19 protein-coding genes are annotated in these 15655 nt (G+C 39.9%); 13 read left to right on the top strand and 6 right to left on the bottom strand.

The annotated features are described in order from the left end of the window. The first annotated feature begins 120 nt into the window (after positions 1–120). From ACSLFW_RS14455 to ACSLFW_RS14395, 13 genes are all read left to right on the top strand, one after another. Positions 121–600, top strand: coding sequence for a hypothetical protein (locus tag ACSLFW_RS14455; protein WP_436556351.1), 480 nt, complete (start codon positions 121–123; stop codon positions 598–600). A 321-nt stretch (positions 601–921) separates the two neighbouring features. Continuing rightward, positions 922–1284, top strand: a complete 363-nt coding sequence (locus ACSLFW_RS14450; protein WP_436556350.1) for a hypothetical protein — start codon at positions 922–924, stop codon at positions 1282–1284. Between the two features lie 90 nt (positions 1285–1374). Then, the gene (locus tag ACSLFW_RS14445) at positions 1375–2535 is read left to right on the top strand and encodes a DUF4062 domain-containing protein (RefSeq protein ID WP_436556349.1); all 1161 of its coding nucleotides are present in this window, start codon (positions 1375–1377) and stop codon (positions 2533–2535) included. A 212-nt stretch (positions 2536–2747) separates the two neighbouring features. Beyond that, positions 2748–3485 carry a DUF6946 family protein gene (locus tag ACSLFW_RS14440; protein WP_436556348.1) on the top strand — a complete coding sequence of 246 codons (738 nt, stop codon included), beginning with the start codon at positions 2748–2750 and terminating at the stop codon, positions 3483–3485. Between the two features lie 95 nt (positions 3486–3580). Further along, positions 3581–4063 carry a GNAT family N-acetyltransferase gene (locus tag ACSLFW_RS14435; protein WP_436556347.1) on the top strand — a complete coding sequence of 161 codons (483 nt, stop codon included), beginning with the start codon at positions 3581–3583 and terminating at the stop codon, positions 4061–4063. Positions 4064–4181: 118 nt separating this feature from the next. After that, complete coding sequence (locus tag ACSLFW_RS14430; RefSeq protein ID WP_436556346.1) at positions 4182–4961, top strand: Gfo/Idh/MocA family protein; 780 nt, start codon at positions 4182–4184, stop codon at positions 4959–4961. Beyond that, positions 4912–5418: a Gfo/Idh/MocA family oxidoreductase gene (locus tag ACSLFW_RS14425; RefSeq protein ID WP_436556345.1), complete on the top strand. Its 507-nt coding sequence runs from the start codon at positions 4912–4914 to the stop codon at positions 5416–5418. The genes ACSLFW_RS14430 and ACSLFW_RS14425 overlap by 50 nt, the downstream gene beginning before the upstream one ends. A 13-nt stretch (positions 5419–5431) precedes the next feature. Beyond that, positions 5432–5896 carry a hypothetical protein gene (locus ACSLFW_RS14420; RefSeq protein ID WP_436556344.1) on the top strand — a complete coding sequence of 155 codons (465 nt, stop codon included), beginning with the start codon at positions 5432–5434 and terminating at the stop codon, positions 5894–5896. A gap of 516 nt (positions 5897–6412) precedes the next feature. Further along, the gene (locus tag ACSLFW_RS14415) at positions 6413–6829 is read left to right on the top strand and encodes a hypothetical protein (protein WP_436556343.1); all 417 of its coding nucleotides are present in this window, start codon (positions 6413–6415) and stop codon (positions 6827–6829) included. A gap of 112 nt (positions 6830–6941) precedes the next feature. Then, positions 6942–7523: a hypothetical protein gene (locus ACSLFW_RS14410; RefSeq protein WP_436556342.1), complete on the top strand. Its 582-nt coding sequence runs from the start codon at positions 6942–6944 to the stop codon at positions 7521–7523. Further along, a complete protein-coding gene (locus ACSLFW_RS14405; RefSeq protein ID WP_436556341.1) occupies positions 7447–7995 on the top strand; it encodes a T9SS type A sorting domain-containing protein in 549 nt (182 codons plus the stop codon). The genes ACSLFW_RS14410 and ACSLFW_RS14405 overlap by 77 nt, the downstream gene beginning before the upstream one ends. Positions 7996–8124: 129 nt before the next feature. Beyond that, the gene (locus ACSLFW_RS14400; RefSeq protein ID WP_436556340.1) at positions 8125–8490 is read left to right on the top strand and encodes a hypothetical protein; all 366 of its coding nucleotides are present in this window, start codon (positions 8125–8127) and stop codon (positions 8488–8490) included. After that, positions 8487–8933, top strand: a complete 447-nt coding sequence (locus ACSLFW_RS14395; RefSeq protein ID WP_436556339.1) for a hypothetical protein — start codon at positions 8487–8489, stop codon at positions 8931–8933. The genes ACSLFW_RS14400 and ACSLFW_RS14395 overlap by 4 nt, the downstream gene beginning before the upstream one ends. 185 nt (positions 8934–9118) lie before the next feature. Here ACSLFW_RS14395 and ACSLFW_RS14390 read toward each other — a convergent pair whose 3' ends face one another. From ACSLFW_RS14390 to ACSLFW_RS14365, 6 genes are all read right to left on the bottom strand, one after another. Then, entirely contained in the window at positions 9119–10972 is a 1854-nt protein-coding gene (locus ACSLFW_RS14390; RefSeq protein WP_436556338.1) for a TonB-dependent receptor domain-containing protein, read from the bottom strand. Then, the gene (locus ACSLFW_RS14385; protein ID WP_436556337.1) at positions 10960–11511 is read right to left on the bottom strand and encodes a carboxypeptidase-like regulatory domain-containing protein; all 552 of its coding nucleotides are present in this window, start codon (positions 11509–11511) and stop codon (positions 10960–10962) included. The genes ACSLFW_RS14390 and ACSLFW_RS14385 overlap by 13 nt, the downstream gene beginning before the upstream one ends. Before the next feature lie 138 nt (positions 11512–11649). After that, positions 11650–11835: a LytTR family transcriptional regulator DNA-binding domain-containing protein gene (locus tag ACSLFW_RS14380; RefSeq protein ID WP_436556336.1), complete on the bottom strand. Its 186-nt coding sequence runs from the start codon at positions 11833–11835 to the stop codon at positions 11650–11652. Positions 11836–11863: 28 nt separating this feature from the next. Continuing rightward, a complete protein-coding gene (locus ACSLFW_RS14375) occupies positions 11864–13465 on the bottom strand; it encodes a histidine kinase (protein WP_436556335.1) in 1602 nt (533 codons plus the stop codon). A gap of 153 nt (positions 13466–13618) precedes the next feature. Then, positions 13619–13999 carry a DUF4258 domain-containing protein gene (locus ACSLFW_RS14370; RefSeq protein ID WP_436556334.1) on the bottom strand — a complete coding sequence of 127 codons (381 nt, stop codon included), beginning with the start codon at positions 13997–13999 and terminating at the stop codon, positions 13619–13621. A 35-nt stretch (positions 14000–14034) separates the two neighbouring features. Continuing rightward, complete coding sequence (locus ACSLFW_RS14365; protein ID WP_436556333.1) at positions 14035–15228, bottom strand: alanine dehydrogenase; 1194 nt, start codon at positions 15226–15228, stop codon at positions 14035–14037. Between the last annotated feature and the right edge of the window lie 427 nt (positions 15229–15655).

The raw sequence follows: 15655 nt of genomic DNA, 5'->3' as shown, positions 1-15655 counted from the left end.
CGTATAATTATTTATCGGAATCGTTTTTAAGGTGGTGACATCTTAAAAATCATTTTTTGCCTTAAGCTTTGCGATGCGTGGTAAAAGGCGGGGTGTGTATTAATTTAAATCTATATAATTATGTCTAATTTAACCAACAACAAGCTGAATGTCACGATGACAGCCGCACAGATTGCCGCAGTAAAGACGGCCATCGCCACAATTAACACCAACATGCCGTTTTTAGTCGGTCTGACGCTCGCCGAACGCTCAGCACTTCCAAAAATCGACGTGAGCAACAAGGCGTTCACGGAAGATGCTATCAATGCCGCTGTCAACAACAGCACGATGCTGCCGTCGTACCTTAATGTCGCTAACATGCAGACCGACCTGCAATTGTACAGCCAGATTGACGAGCTGCGCGGCATCGCGGCACAAACCTTAGAAAAACTCGAAGACACGCAGATGCTTGCGGGCAGCGAATCGTTTGTCAATGCACTTACGGTCTATAAGATGTTCGGTAATGCTGCCGATGGCGGAATTCCGGGTAGTGACACCATATATTCGCAGTTGGCGGCACGTTTTAACAATAACGGTGTAAGTGCTGCAACCGGAAGCTAAAAGGAAATCGGAACAAAGCCCCGGTGTGCAGCCGGGGTATTTTTTTGTCGTGATTGAAAGGCAAAAGGAGTAAAAGTATAACAATTGTGATGCTTCGTATGTGTATTTAGGATACGAAACAGGTATGTTATAGATACGAAGCGTTACACGTGTTAGCCTTGCAACCCCGATTTAGGGTAGGAGATACCCTCATGTAGGGTAGGAAGTACCCTTAAATAGGGTACGAAGTATAACAATTGCAATACAAAGTATATTATACAGGGATAACAAGCATAACATTTGTTAGCCTTGCTATCCCATTAACCACTAAAAACATAAAAAATGAGAGACAGAAGTATGAGATATAAGAAGCAAGGCGCCGTATTGCATCCGCATGTAGGGCAATTGCTGATGGAGTACAGAAAACAGCATAAAGTAAATGTAGCCGCGCTCGCGCGTGAACTCGACGTTTCGCGCAATGGTGCAATAGATTATTACAAACGCGAGTCGCTGCAAATCGGGGTGCTTTGGAAGATTAGCCTGGTTTTGGGGCATAATTTTTTTACGGCATTGGCAGATGCACTGCCTTTGGCTTCGGAGAGTTCGGTTGCTACGGACTTGCGAAAGCAATTAGCAGAAAAGGAGGAAGTGATTGCGGGGTTGGAAAAGGAATTGGAGGTTTATAGGAGGATTGTGGGGAGGTAGTTTTTTGTATATTTGAGAAATTAGCAATTAGCTATGCTGTTTGCAAATTTATTTCAACTTTTATATCGTATCTTCAAAATATTATTTATCATGCCAGAATTAATAAGCAAATACCGTGTGTTTTTAGCATCCCCGTCTGATTTAGATGAGGAAAGAGATGCTGTTTCAGAAGTTATATCAGAACTTAATCTCACTTATGGAAACCCAAATAACATTGTCATTGAGTTATTAAAATGGGAAACTAATTCTGCTCCAGGAATCAGTAATATCAGTCTTCAAAATATTGTAAATACTGATATTCCAGCATATGATTTATTTATTGGTTTACTTTGGATGAGATTTGGAACACCTACAGCTGAGTTTGGATCGGGAACTGAAGAAGAATTTAATATCGCCCATGAAAGATTTATTAAGGATAATAAATCAATTCAAATATTATTTTATTTTAAAAATTCTCCACCTCACTCATTAGATATGATAAACCCTGAACAACTTTCTAAAATCATGTCTTTTAAAACAAGTTTGGGTGAAAAAAACATATTGCATTGGGAATTTAATGCTTTGGAGGAATTACAGAGATTTCTAAGAATCCATATTCCAACTAGAATTAATGAATTGATGAATAATTCTTCAACTATAAAGGAACCTAAAATTTCAATAGATACTGATGATATTCAAATTCAAGAGTATGAAGATGAGTATGGGGTTTTAGACTATCAGGAAGTTATTCAAGAATCATTTTCAACTTCAACTGATGCGTTATCCAGAATTTCTAGCGCAATGGAATGGATTGGAAATGAAATGAACAAAAAAACTAAAGAAATTGAGCGATTGATGAAAGCGAATAATGGACAGCCATTGAGTTATAAAGTTCAACGAAATATCTATTCCCGAACTGCTGTCGCTATGGACGAATTTGCAAGTAGAGTAGAACCAGAAATTCCTATTTATATAAATAATTTTGAGAATGGAATAGATGCTTTTGCAAAAATGGCAATGATATATAAATCAGATTTTGAAGGCAAGGAGGACGAAATAGAAGAAGCAAAAATTGCATTAGAAAGTTTATTGATTCAGATTGAAGGTGGAGTTGATAGTATGGTGAATTTTTGTGACACTGTTGATAATTTGCCAAGAATGTCTAAAGAACTAAACAAGGCCAGAAGTAATGTCTCAGAAAAAATTCGTGATATGATAAGTAAAATTCAAATAAGTCATTCGATTGCTACTGAAGTTTACAAAAGCTTATAAAATGGAATTAACTGTAAACTTGTTATTTAGAAAGTCTTATAATCCAATATGGAAAAACCCTAGCTCCCGCGCGAATCCTTTCGCGTGACGATATAATTTATCTATCTTAATACCACGCGAAAGGATTCGCGCGGGAGCACGGCATCGAAGTAAGGTGCAGGGCCTTACCTGTGACTTATCACACTAACCGCAAAACAACGAATAAATAAATTATGGAATATCTAAGTCCAAAAGGCAAATCTCTGCTTTCGTTTCAAGATTGGGAAGATATATTTTTAACAAACCCAAAGAAAAAAATCCATTGGCAGAAAGATCGTAGCGCATACAATTTGGCAAATTTCATGTTTCATGAAAACGGAGAACAATATGTTAAAGAACTTATATCTGAAATAATTGGAGAAAATTTAGTTTTGGAAAAAGCTATTCCTGAACTCGAGACAAAATTTGATAGATACAGAAATGGTAGGGAACACGATTTAGGGATTTGGGGAAAAACTGACAGTGGAAAATCGGTATTCATCGGCGTTGAATCAAAAGTAGATGAAAAATTTAATTGCAAAATTTCTGAAGCATATTTAGTTGCCAAGACAAAAGAATTAAACAAGACAAAAACAGAAGCAACAAATCGAATTGAAGAGTTGCTAAATAGAAGCTTTAATCATCAAGTACAAAAAAATCATTGGAACTTAATGTATCAGTTATTCTATACACTTTTTGGAACTTTAGATTCAAAAGACAATGGAAAGCAATGCGAAGTTCCAATAATGCTTTTTATTGTTTTCAAAACATCATCCTATAAAAATGATTACGGAACTAGAAACTATAAAGATTATGTTACATTTATAAATCAATTTAATTCAATCAAAATTGAATGTGATAGGAGAAATATTGATGCACACGTAATTGAAATCGAAGACAAGAAATTATTTTCAATTTACTGCCAATTATAATGAAGCCGCAACTAAGAAGTAGCTTAACCCCAGATGGCGCGGATTTCTAATCCCTGCCAACCAACACACTAAGTTGATTTAAAAGATAAAATATCATGAAAATAAGAAATGCTTCTTCAAACGACCTCGAATCAATTTACAAAATTGAAATTGCGTGTTTTCCGCCCAATCAGGCGGCATCGATGGAAGCTTTTTCAAACAGGTTAAAAGTTTATCCGCAGCATTTCTGGCTGATTGAAGATGGTGAAGAAATATTGGGCTTTATCAACGGCATGGTTACAGACCGCGAAACAATCGCAGATGAAATGTTTAAAAACCCTGAACTGCATTTCGAGGACGGAAAGTGGCAATCGGTTTTCGGGCTTGCCGTTTCGCCAAATCATCAAAATAAAGGGTATGCCGGAAAATTGCTGAACCACCTTGCTGAAGTTGCCCGGCAACAAAACAGAAAAGGAATAATCCTGACCTGTGAAGAAGACCTTATCCCTTATTACGAAAAATTCGGGTTCGTTAATTCGGGATTATCAGATTCAGCACACGGAGGGGATGTTTTCTATGATATGAAAAAAAGGTTGTAAATCAAAACTTCCGGTTTCCGGCCAAGAAACAAACTTCTTTAAAGTCGCCGTAAATCTAAAATGTAACATTTTTTCAAAAAGCGTACTCATTCAATAGTATTAACCAAGAGTAACTTTTATGAAAAATATTTCAAGACGCTCATTTGTCAATAAACTGGGTTTGGGCGTAGGTGCATCAATTGTGATTTCAACGCTTCCATCATTTATGACGCAGGAAAAATCGCAAAAGCCATATACCGGAAAAAAATTAAACATTGCGCTGTGCGGTTTAGGCCATTATGCGGGTATATTGGCTTCCGGAATAGAAGTTTCTGACTATTGTAATCTGGCGGGAATCGTTACCGGTTCACCTGAGAAAGCCATAAAATGGAAAGCGAAATACAATATCCCCGATAAAAATATTTACAATTATCAGAATTTCGACGAGATAATTAACAACAAGGATATCGATTTGGTTTATGTCGTTTTGCCTAATGGGCTGCATAAAGAATTCGTGATCCGCTCGGCAAAAGCAGGTAAAAATGTAATCACCGAAAAGCCAATGGCGATTTCGGTTGCCGATTGTGAGGCGATGATAAAAGCCTGTGACGACAACAATGTTCAATTGGCCATAGGTTATCGTTTGCATTACGAACCAACACATTTGGAAATTAAACGATTGGGACAGCAGAAAGTTTTCGGGCAAGTGCGGTTTATTGAAGCTTCACTTGGATATAAAACTTATGATACACTTGACAAAACTACCATAGTCGATAAATCAAAAGACTGGAGGTTGAACAAAAAGCTATCCGGCGGAAGCTCCGCTGATGGATTTAGGTATTTATTGTATCCAGGCCAGCCGTTATGTTTTGGGAGAAGAACCTACAGCCGTTACTGCCCAATTTGGAACAATCAATAATAAGGACAGGTTTTCAGAAACCGAAGAATCAATTTCGTGGCAAATGGAATTTCCAAGTGGCGCGGTTGCCAACTGCAATACGTCCTGCGGTTATGATATCGACAGGTTTTATGCCTCTGCTGACGAAGGGTCGTTTGAGTTGAGTCCGGCATTGAGTTATCTTCGATTTGTTGGGAAAACATCAGAGGCAGCATTGAAATTTCCGGTCATCAATCAGCAAAAAACACAATTAGACGAAATTGCCAAATTGCTTCTGGAAAATAAAAAGCTGCCAGATCATATTACAGGAGGAGAAGGTTTACAAGATATCAGGATTATCAATGCAATATATAAAGCTGCGGAGACAGGAAAAGAAAATAGCTATCCGCTAAACGGACAATTTCATGAAAAACCTGCTGCTGATATCGATAACGTTACTGATGATAAGTTGCAAACCGCAACAAAACACCAATGCTAATCAAATCAACGTTTTGTTCATAGGAAATAGCCTCACTTATTTTCACGACATGCCAAGCACTTTGCAGGCAATGCTCAATGAAACCAATCCGAATATAAGGATTGAGCAAAGTACGTTTCCGGGGTATTCCTTATCCGCTCATTTATCGGATATGATTGTTTCGAAAACGGAGAACGAAATCAGTACACGAAAAAAAGAAAACGGAGAACTAACGGAAACCGAAAAAAAGATTGCAGAAAGAAAATGGGATGTTGTTATCCTGCAAACGGGAACGGTCAGTGTCTTGATTCCGGAAAATAGGGAGTTCAAAGTAAATCCTGCGATTTCAGAAATTAAAAAACTGGTCGGCAATCCGGGATGTAAATTTATGCTGTTTGATACATGGGCTTCCAAAAACGAATATCCTCAGCAGTATTGTTATCCGGCGGCTTCGATAGATAATTCAATAGATAAAAAGAATGTTGCTCAGCTGTTTTAACAAGTCTGGAACAGGAAACAGCTGAAATCAATGCATCTTATCAATTGGTTGCGGCGAAAAATAATTTGATCCAATCTGAAAATGGCAGCAAATTCTTTGGCGTGCGGACAAAGTATCCGAAAATCGAACTTTATGAAGATGAAGTGCATCCTAATAAATACGGCGCTTTTTTAAACGCTTGTATTTTTTATCAAATGTTAACTGGAAACAAAGCGTCGAAATTAAAATATAATGGCGACATTGAGCAAAAGACGGCGACTTTGTTGAAGAAGATTTCGGATTAAAGCTGAAATCTCAAATTCAATTACGCGGATTTTCAATCTGTTCTACAAAATTGTCAAAGTCCTAATTCCGCACCTTAATTGTCAGGCATTCTTTTTATTTAATCATTTTATCGTAAGTTTGGGCGATTTTATACACCCTGACATGCAAAAAAGATTCACCCTTCTTCTTATATTATTATGCGCGTTCAATTCTGGTTTATCTATTGCGCAAACCACAATCCTCGAACAATCAATGCTTACCGCCGACAGTTTCAATGCGTTCACTAATGTAAATGTTACGGGTACGCAAACGTGGCATTCCAATTCAACTTATGGTGCGATTTGCAGCGGTTATCAGGGCGGACAAAATTTTGATAACGAAGATTGGCTCATCAGTCCGGCCATGAATCTTATACAAACAGATAATGTAAAACTCACTTTCAGCCATACCCGCGGCAGTGCCAATGTGATGAATGTGGGCGTGACCGAAGGCTGGTATAAAGTCTATGCGACCACCAATTATTCGGGCGATCCGGCAACCACAGCGTGGATTGAGTTAAACGGACTCGATCAAAATGTTCCGGCTGCGTGGCAATTCATTCCTTCGGGAGATTTGATCATTCCCGATGGAGCCAGTCTGAAAATTCGCGGATTGCTTTCCGGTACCTGAGCATGGGCGCGCAAAGTGCTACCTGGGAAATTAAAAATATAAAAGTTACCGGCGAGCCACAGGCATCGAACCCAAATTCAGGCAATTTCAAAATCACCAACTGGAATGCCGAATGGCTGGGTTGCACGACATTGGGCCAACAGATGAAACACTTCAGGTTAATAATATCGCGGCGGCAATGCTGGCAATGAATTCTGATATTTATTGTATCCAGGAAATCACCAATACTGTTGCCAATCCTTCAATTGCGACATTGGTTTCGCTTTTGGGAAGCGATGTGTGGGAGGGAAGAATCGTGCCCGGCAATACTGATGAGTGCGATCAAAGACAGGCAATAATTTATAAAAAAGCAAAAGTGCAGTTTGTAAGTGCATCGCAATTGAGCAGTGGCGGAGCGTCGCAAGGCAATTCCTATTATTACAACTGGACGAGCGGCAGATTTCCTGCATTGTACAACCTGAATTTGCTTGCCGGGAACAACGTGATTCCGGTTGCTGTCATCAATATTCACGCGAAAGCTGAAGATGACGTGGCGGCGAGTTACACGCGAAGACTTAGGCGGTTCCATCGGACTCAAGGCGATTTTGGACGGCGCCAATTACAATACAAAAAACCTTATGATTATTGGAGATTTCAACGATTATCTTGTCGGAACATCAAGTACTGCCTGTGCTTGCACGGATTCGCCATATAAAAACTTCACTGATGATACCGCTCATTATAAAGGAATCACTGAAAGCCTGATGGCGCTGAACTGGAACCATCCGGTTATTGAAAACCTTATTGTATCCAATGAATTGGCGGGAAATTACGTCTCAGGTAGTGTTACTCAGGAAGTTACTTTACCGCAGACTATTTCGGGTTATTACAGTACGACTTCTGACCATTTGCCTGTGAGTGCAACTTTTCAGTTTCCGGTGTTGTCAAATCCGGATTATACTTATGCGCAACGACAGCTGACAATTTACCCGAATCCTGTAAAAGACGTATTGCAATTTGAAGCATTTGGGATCGAAGATAATGCCGACGCAATAATATTTGACCTGACGGGAAGGATTATGCGTTGTGAAAAAATCAATTCAGATACAATAAATACTGCTACCTTACCGTCCGGAGTTTATTTACTGAAAGTAGGGAATCGCTACGGAAGATTTATAAAGCAATAAATGTAATTTTCGAATTCTTCTGAAACGACAATTTCCTAAAAATTTCCACCAAAAATCAGGTATTTCTACGCGCATCCACATTCATAAATTTATTTAGTTTTATCGCACTAACCTCTAAATCATAAATTTATGAATCCAATTGTGTGTTTCTGGATTGTTTTCGGCATCCTGTTTTTTTGTATCGCTTACTGTAACAAGAGATACTGCATGCTCAAAGACCTAAGTGTCCTCGACAAACCCGCTTATAGCTGGTCACGTGTGCAATTAGCCTGGTGGACGGTGATTGTATTGTCTGCATTTATCGCCATAATGGTGCTGGAAGGTCAGGCGCCGGAATTAAGAATGTCGACTGTAATTCTGTTGGGAATCAGTGCTGCAACCACCGCAACGGCGCGTACCATCGACACCAGTGAAGTTAATGATGACGTAGACCGTCATCAGGATAAAAAGGAGAGAATTTTATTATCGATATTCTTTCAGACCAGACAGGAGTGAGCGTTCATCGCTTTCAGACTGTTGTTTTTAACTTTGCTTTTGGCGTTTGGTTTATTTCTCAGATTACTAAAAACCTGGCAAATGTGCCGACCGGGGGTATCAATGATATCATGCCGGATATTCAGCAAAATAACCTGATTTTATTGGGATTGAGTTCTGCGACTTATGCAGTTTTGAAAACTACAGAGAATAAAGGCGCCAAGCATAAAGCGAAACTGGCGGCTCAGGCTGCAGCCGCTGCAAGCCAGAATGCGACTACAACTCCGGCTGTAATTCCATTAGTTACAAATGCGGTTCCCGTAACACCGCAACCTTCAGTAAATCCTGTGGTGACATCGGCTTCAATGGATGCTTCAACGATTCCTGTTGCGCCTTTGGTAACGCCGACTGTGATTCCCGATAATGCTGCAACAGACACTTCCGGAACAACGCCGACTACTTAAAAAATGCTTCCGCCCGGCCTGATAATGTTGTAAGAAAATCAATAATTGCAACAACCAAACTTTTCAGGGAAATGTCAGGCCAGGTGAAAAGCAAATCTTATTGTGCGGGAATTCCACCCTGACCGTTCTGTTCTCCCTCTTTAAGGTCGTCGTTATTGACGCCTTTTTCTTAGCACCGCTAAAACTCATCGACCGAAATTATAACTGAATGTGATTCCGAAAGACCGGATAGGGAAGTGGAAGACGCTGCTTTGGCTGAAACCTTGCCCGCTTGAATTTTGCCTGAATTCCAAATCTTTTTTAAATGGCGAAACCATGTTGATGCCAAGTGAGGCGGTCTTGTTCCAGAATTGTTTTTTCACCCCGAATACCATTAAATTGAAAGCCGGCGTTTCGCCTTGTAATGTTTTCTTGTTCGAATTCTGAATCATAAATGCCTCAGCAGAAATACCGTTTTTGAATGCAAGTGTACCGCTTACAAACGCTGAATACTGCACGAATGTTCCGTTCTGGCTTTGTTCGAGGCTGTAAATCCCTGCTGGGTCAGGTTTGTAAGTGAAAGCGTTGAAATTGCCTCTCAAAGTCAACATTTCAAAAGGATTGTACGACCCGAAGAAGCTCATCCCGAAAGATTTATTGGAACCGATATTTTGATAGTTTGTGATTGTTCCTGATTCGCTGCCGGTCAATGGCGTTGCGATTCCTTCAATCAAATCTGAAGTATATTTATAATAAGCCGAAATATTGATGACGCGTTTCTGCGAAAATGCCGAATAACCCAATTCAACCGTCTGTGAAATTTCAGGATCAAGATTCGGATTACCCTGCGTTTGCGCCTGAATGTTCTGTTTATTGATAAACGGATTCAGGAAAGTAAGACTCGGTCTTGTAATCCTTTTGCTGTAAGTCAGCTTCAAAGACGACGATTCTGTTAAGGCTTTTTGCAAAGTAAAACTCGGAATGAAGGTTTCATAATCAATTTTAAACGGTTCCAGATCAGTTTGCAACGCATTCGTCGGATTGCCTTTTATCGATGTATTTTCGAAACGCGCACCCGCCATAACCGTGAAACCTTTTGGTAAAGTCAGCGTTCCAACCGTGTAGCCCGCGGCAACATCCTGATTGTATTTGTATAAATTAGAACTTATCGGATCGAGCGCAAAAGCGTCATTGGCATCGGGAATGTAATTTTTGAAATCACTTGAAATCCTCCTGATGATGGTTTTTCCTCCCGCTTCAATTTTTAATTTTTCGGTGACCGGAAGCGTATAATCGAGTTGTAAAGTGTATTCGTTGTTTTTTCCGTCGTTATCCGCTTTTTGGTCGGTGTAGAAATCCGAGTATAAATTCTCATAATTGGTTTCGACAGTGCTGTGGCTCCATTGCGAAGAGAATGTCAATTCGTGTCCTTCGGTATTGAATTTATGTGAATAATCAAGATTCCAGTCAAAACCGCCGAAAGCATTTTTTGAGGAATTTCGACCTGTGTATAATGTGCTATTCTGCGGATTCAGGTAATCTGTAAATTTGCTTTCATTGCTGCCTTTTCCTTCAAATCCACCTTTATTATAACGGAAAGTCGTATTTAAACTATTGAAAGTGTTGAAATCATAGCCCGCAGTTACAGATGCCATGATTCCGCTGCGTTTTACTTCGCTTGTGCCGGTTGTCGTTTGCAATGAATTGTTTGTGGTGCTGTCGAAAAGCTGTCGCGATTCATAACCAGATTCCTGTGGCCAGCCATTATTCGCACCGATATTCGCCGAAAGGCTGAAACGGTTTTTATTGTAATTGATATTCGCATTTAGGTTATTCTGGCGCGTTCCCACACCGCCGCTTACAGAACCGCTGATACCCGAAACATTCTTTTGTTTGGTGATGATGTTGATGATTCCGGCGGAACCTTCGGCGTCGTATTTTGCAGAAGGCGAAGTCACCACTTCAATGCTTTTAATCTGGTCGGCCGGAATGGTTTTCAATACATCTGCAAGGTTGGCTGAAGTAGCGCCCGAAGGTTTCCCATTGATTAAAACGCGCACATTTCCGTCGCCGCGGATGGAGACTTTCCTTCCATATCAACATTTACCAAAGGTACTTTCTGTAAAACATCACTTGCGTTTCCGCCACCAGCAGTTACATCTTTCTCCACATTATAAACGATTTTATCGATTTTGTTGGATACCAATTGCGTATTTCCGACAACTACGACTTCCTTTAAAGTATTGGTTTCCGAACTCAAAATGATTTTGCCGACAGACGCGTCGAGTTTTGCATCGGTGGTTGTAATAGGCGTAATGGTGCGGGTGTTGTAACCGATGAATGAAATGGCGAGTGTGTAAGTTCCGGCGGGAACTTCATTCAATTTAAAACTGCCGGTTTCATCAGTCAGAGCACCTGTGATTGGAGTAGTGCTGTCGGTTTTGTAAAGACTTACAGAAGCGTAATCAACCGGTGCTTTCGTAATCGAATCAGTCACCATTCCCGTAATTTTACCTTTTAAGCCAGCAGCGACAGGATAATTTTGGGCATTCGCACTGAAAATAACCAGCAACAATACGAAGTGAAATATTTTTTTCATGGTAAGAAATTTAGGTTTTGTATCCGCAGCGAATTAATTTTCGCCAGAATTACGGTACAAAGGAACATCTTAGCAGGAACAAATAACAGCAGATTCGACAGACAGGCATCAAACGTCGACGGAATCTTAATCAGTTTTTTAAGGCACCCATTTTTGAAAGAACGGCATGAAATTATCCTTATATTGGTCGGTTACAACAATGGAAATTTTCCCAATCTGGACGGAATTTTTCGTCACAGCTTTAACCTTGTCAAGCGACACGATAAAAGAGCGGTGAATACGCATGAACTTATTTTCAGGAAGCTTTTCCTCAATAGCTTTCATACTCATTAATGACAGCAATGGCTTGTCTTCACTTGAGGCGATAAACTTTCACGTAATCTTTCATGCTTTCAATATAAATAATATCGTCAAGTGCGACTTTTACCAATTGGTATTCGACTTTAAGATAAATGTAAGCGGGTTCGGATGCCACGATTGGAAGAACATTTGCAGGAGTTTCCTGCTGCGGATTCCGTATCAATTCGAAATAAGAAATCGCCTTGTTGACCGACCTGCTGAAATCAACAAAACTGAATGGTTTCAGCAAATAATCTAGTGCATCGACTTTGTAGCCATCGAGTGCATATTGGTCAAAAGCCGTCGTGAAAATAATGCGAAGATTGCCTTTTACGCGATATTGCTCGACGATTTTCGCGAGTTCAATGCCATTGATGTCAGGCATCCGGATGTCAAGAAACAGCAAATCGATATCGTTTTCATGAATAGCCTTGAGTGCTTCGATTGCATTTGAAAACTGCCCGGTTAACTGTAAAGACGGCGTTTGCTGGATATAAGAAACGATAATCTGAAGCGAGAGCGGCTCGTCGTCAACGGCGATACATTTTAAAATCATGTGGTTTGCAATTTTAAGATTACCCTGGTATTCTTTCTGGATGGCGTCTTCATTTGTGCGTAATTCGTAGCGGCCCGGATAGATTAAATCGAGGCGGCGGCGCGTGTTGACAAGGCCAATTCCGTTACTGTCTTCTTTGCCAACCGACTGGTTTTCAAAAACCGAATTGCGCACTTCAATCTGCAGTTCTTTTCCGGTTTGCGTTATACCTATATATATATAACTCGGATAAATACTGCTGATGCCGTGTTTGTAGGCGTTTTCGATGAATGGAAGAAAAAGCATCGGCGCGATTTCAACATCGGAAATATGGGCTGGTTTTTCGAAAATCACTTGTACTTTATCGGTAATTCTTAATTCCATTAATTTGAGGTAATCTTCTACGAATGCAATCTCTTTTTGCAGCGATGTAAGGTTGTTTTTTGTGTCATAAAGTACGTAACGCATCATGTGCGAAAGCGTGTAGATGGCTTCGCGGGCAGGTTCATTTCCGTTGCCGGCGAGTGCATAAATGCTGTTGAGTATGTTGAAAAAGAAATGCGGATTGATTTGTGATTTGAGGAAAGACAGTTCAGAAATCACTTTTTCCTGTTCGAGCTCAAGACGTAATCGGTTTTCTGTCTGTAATTTGCGCGCTACACCGATTATGGTTCCGAATCCCATGATTACCAGCGTAATGATGATTTCACCAAAGCGTGCAATAATTTGCCCTTCGTTGTGGTCTTTTTTCTCCGGAAGTTTGAAATGCAGTTTGAGAACGTTATCAAGGTCGAGGAAAATATCGATTCGTTTGCTCAACAAGACTACGCCAAACAATATACAGCAAACTGCAATGAAGAAATAGAAATTCCGGCCTTTGTAAAGCAATTTTGGAAGCAGTACGCTGTAAGTCAGGTAGAATATGCCAATCCACAAAATATACATGCTGAATTGCTTGATCCAGAAAGGAAAAGGGAATTCAATTCCCCAATAAAGCGGCGAAATTTGAATCAACAGCAGCCCAAAAAAGACAAGAGATTGGGACAGCAGCGATATTTTTTTAATGGAAAGTGGCTTCATTTCGTACAATAAAATATAAAGGTACGGAATGAAATGATTGCGACGGTTTACAATCTACGAATAAGGTGAAGACGTCGACGGAAAGTGGGTTTGAGTCGAAAGTCTAAGTCATAAGCATCTTAACACAATCTGCTACTTTGGACTTTAGGCTTGCTACTTTGGACTATTTTTAATATCCCGAAGCACCGCTTTTTCCTCATAATTAATGACTTCAAGCGTGATTTTTTCGTTTTTGGAATTAAAACCTTCGATTGTGTAGAGTTTTCCGGTTCCGGTTTTGATATTGCTTCTGTCAAAATCAACATCACCATAAGTTAGTGTTTTACGGATATCGGCGGTATCTGCAACTTTTTCATCGATTTTTCTTTGCGCCACATCGGAATAAACAAAAGACTTACTGCGAATATCTTTAAGCACGCGCGCATTCGGGAAATAGCTGCAACGGGTGTCTTTTCCGTTGAGGATCCAAAAAAGGAAAACCAATCCGATGGCAAAACCGGAAAGATAATAGGCGAGGCGCTGGTAGAATTTCATAATTTAATTTTCGGCAAAGGTAGCAGATTCAATGCTTAAAACACAATTAAATTGAGGTCGCTGTTTGGAATATTGAACCATTCGCCGATGGCTTTGTTGGTGAGGATTCCATGGTAGAAATAAACGCCGTGCTTGAGTCCGTTGTTCACGCGAATGGCACTTTCAATACCACCATCTTCGGCAATCTGTAACAAGTAAGGGGTAAGGATATTGCTGATGGAAAGCGATGCCGTTTTTGAATACCGCGACGGAATATTCGGTACACAATAATGAATGACATTGTGCTTGACGAAAGTCGGTTTTTCATGCGTCGTTACTTCAGAAGTCTCAAAGCACCCGCCGGTATCGATACTTACATCAACGATAACGGCACCTTTTTTCATGTTCTCGACCATAGTCTCGGCAACGACAACCGGGCATCGGTCTTTGCCACGCATGGCGCCAATCGCAACATCGCAGCGGCGAAGCGCTTTCAATAACGCTTTGGGTTGTATGGTAGAAGTGAAAATGCGTTGGTTCAGATGCAGTTGCAATCGTCTTAATTTCGTGATAGAATTATCAAAAACTTTTACGTTGGCACCCAATCCGATTGCAGTTTTGGCAGCAAATTCTCCTACAGTTCCGGCGCCAATAATGACGACATCCGTTGGTGGTACACCTGTAATATTACCGAAAAGTAATCCTTTGCCGAACTGGTTATTGATCATTAATTCTGATGCGATGAGTACTGATGCAGTGCCTGCAATTTCGCTTAATGATTTCACGGCAGGGTAGGAACCGTCGTCATCTTTGATGAATTCAAAAGCTAAAGCCGTGATTTTCTTTTTGTGCAAAGCCTCGAAATAGGCGGCTTTTCGGGTTTTTAATTGTATGGCAGAAATGATAATCGTTTCGGGATTGATCATTTCGATTTCTTCGATTGTAGGTGGTTCAACTTTTAGAAGCATCGGGCAACCGAATACCTTTTTAGTGTCTGCGGTTACTTCTGCACCGGCATCGCTGTATTCTTTATCAGAGTAGGAAGCGCTCAATCCCGCTCCAGATTCAACCATGACACGATGGCCATGTGAAGTCAGTGAATTCACACCGTCCGGGGTCAGGCAAATGCGTCTTTCCTGAAAGCAGGTTTCTTTAGGCATGCCTATAAAAAGTTCACTTTTGTGGCGTGCGATTTCGAGCTTTTCTTCCTGCGGAAGCAATTGTTGCTTGGTAAACGGAGTCAGTGACATAGTAAGCGTTGTATGAAATATTGGTCTAAGTTATGAAAAAGAGTTTGAAATTTTAAGATTTTTAGGCGGAAGCAGCATTTGAATTTTCGCAATAATCAGTTTACCCAATTTCGGATCAGACAGTTAAATTCATAAATTCAAAACTCCATAATCAAATGTTTCAGAAATTTGGTTTTATTGAATCGTCATTTTTTATCATAATTAGATGTTTTTTAAAAGATTTGTAAGTTAAAATTGATTTATTGAACAATTTTGTTAAGATTGATGATGCATTTCATCGATTTTTTTTGATTTTAGTAACACTAAATTAAGCTTTTATTAACACTACAACGTTGTAGTTTAGTTTTTTTAACATTGGCATGATGAAATATTAAAATTAAAAATACCTTTATCCACTGTTAAATAGTTTCATGTTTTTTATGTAATC

Origin of the sequence: Flavobacterium sp. 3HN19-14, assembly GCF_051373205.1 — a bacterium.
GTDB lineage: Bacteria > Bacteroidota > Bacteroidia > Flavobacteriales > Flavobacteriaceae > Flavobacterium.
The sequence above is the reverse complement of the archived record's forward strand: the minus strand, read 5'-3'. Positions and strand labels throughout refer to the sequence as shown.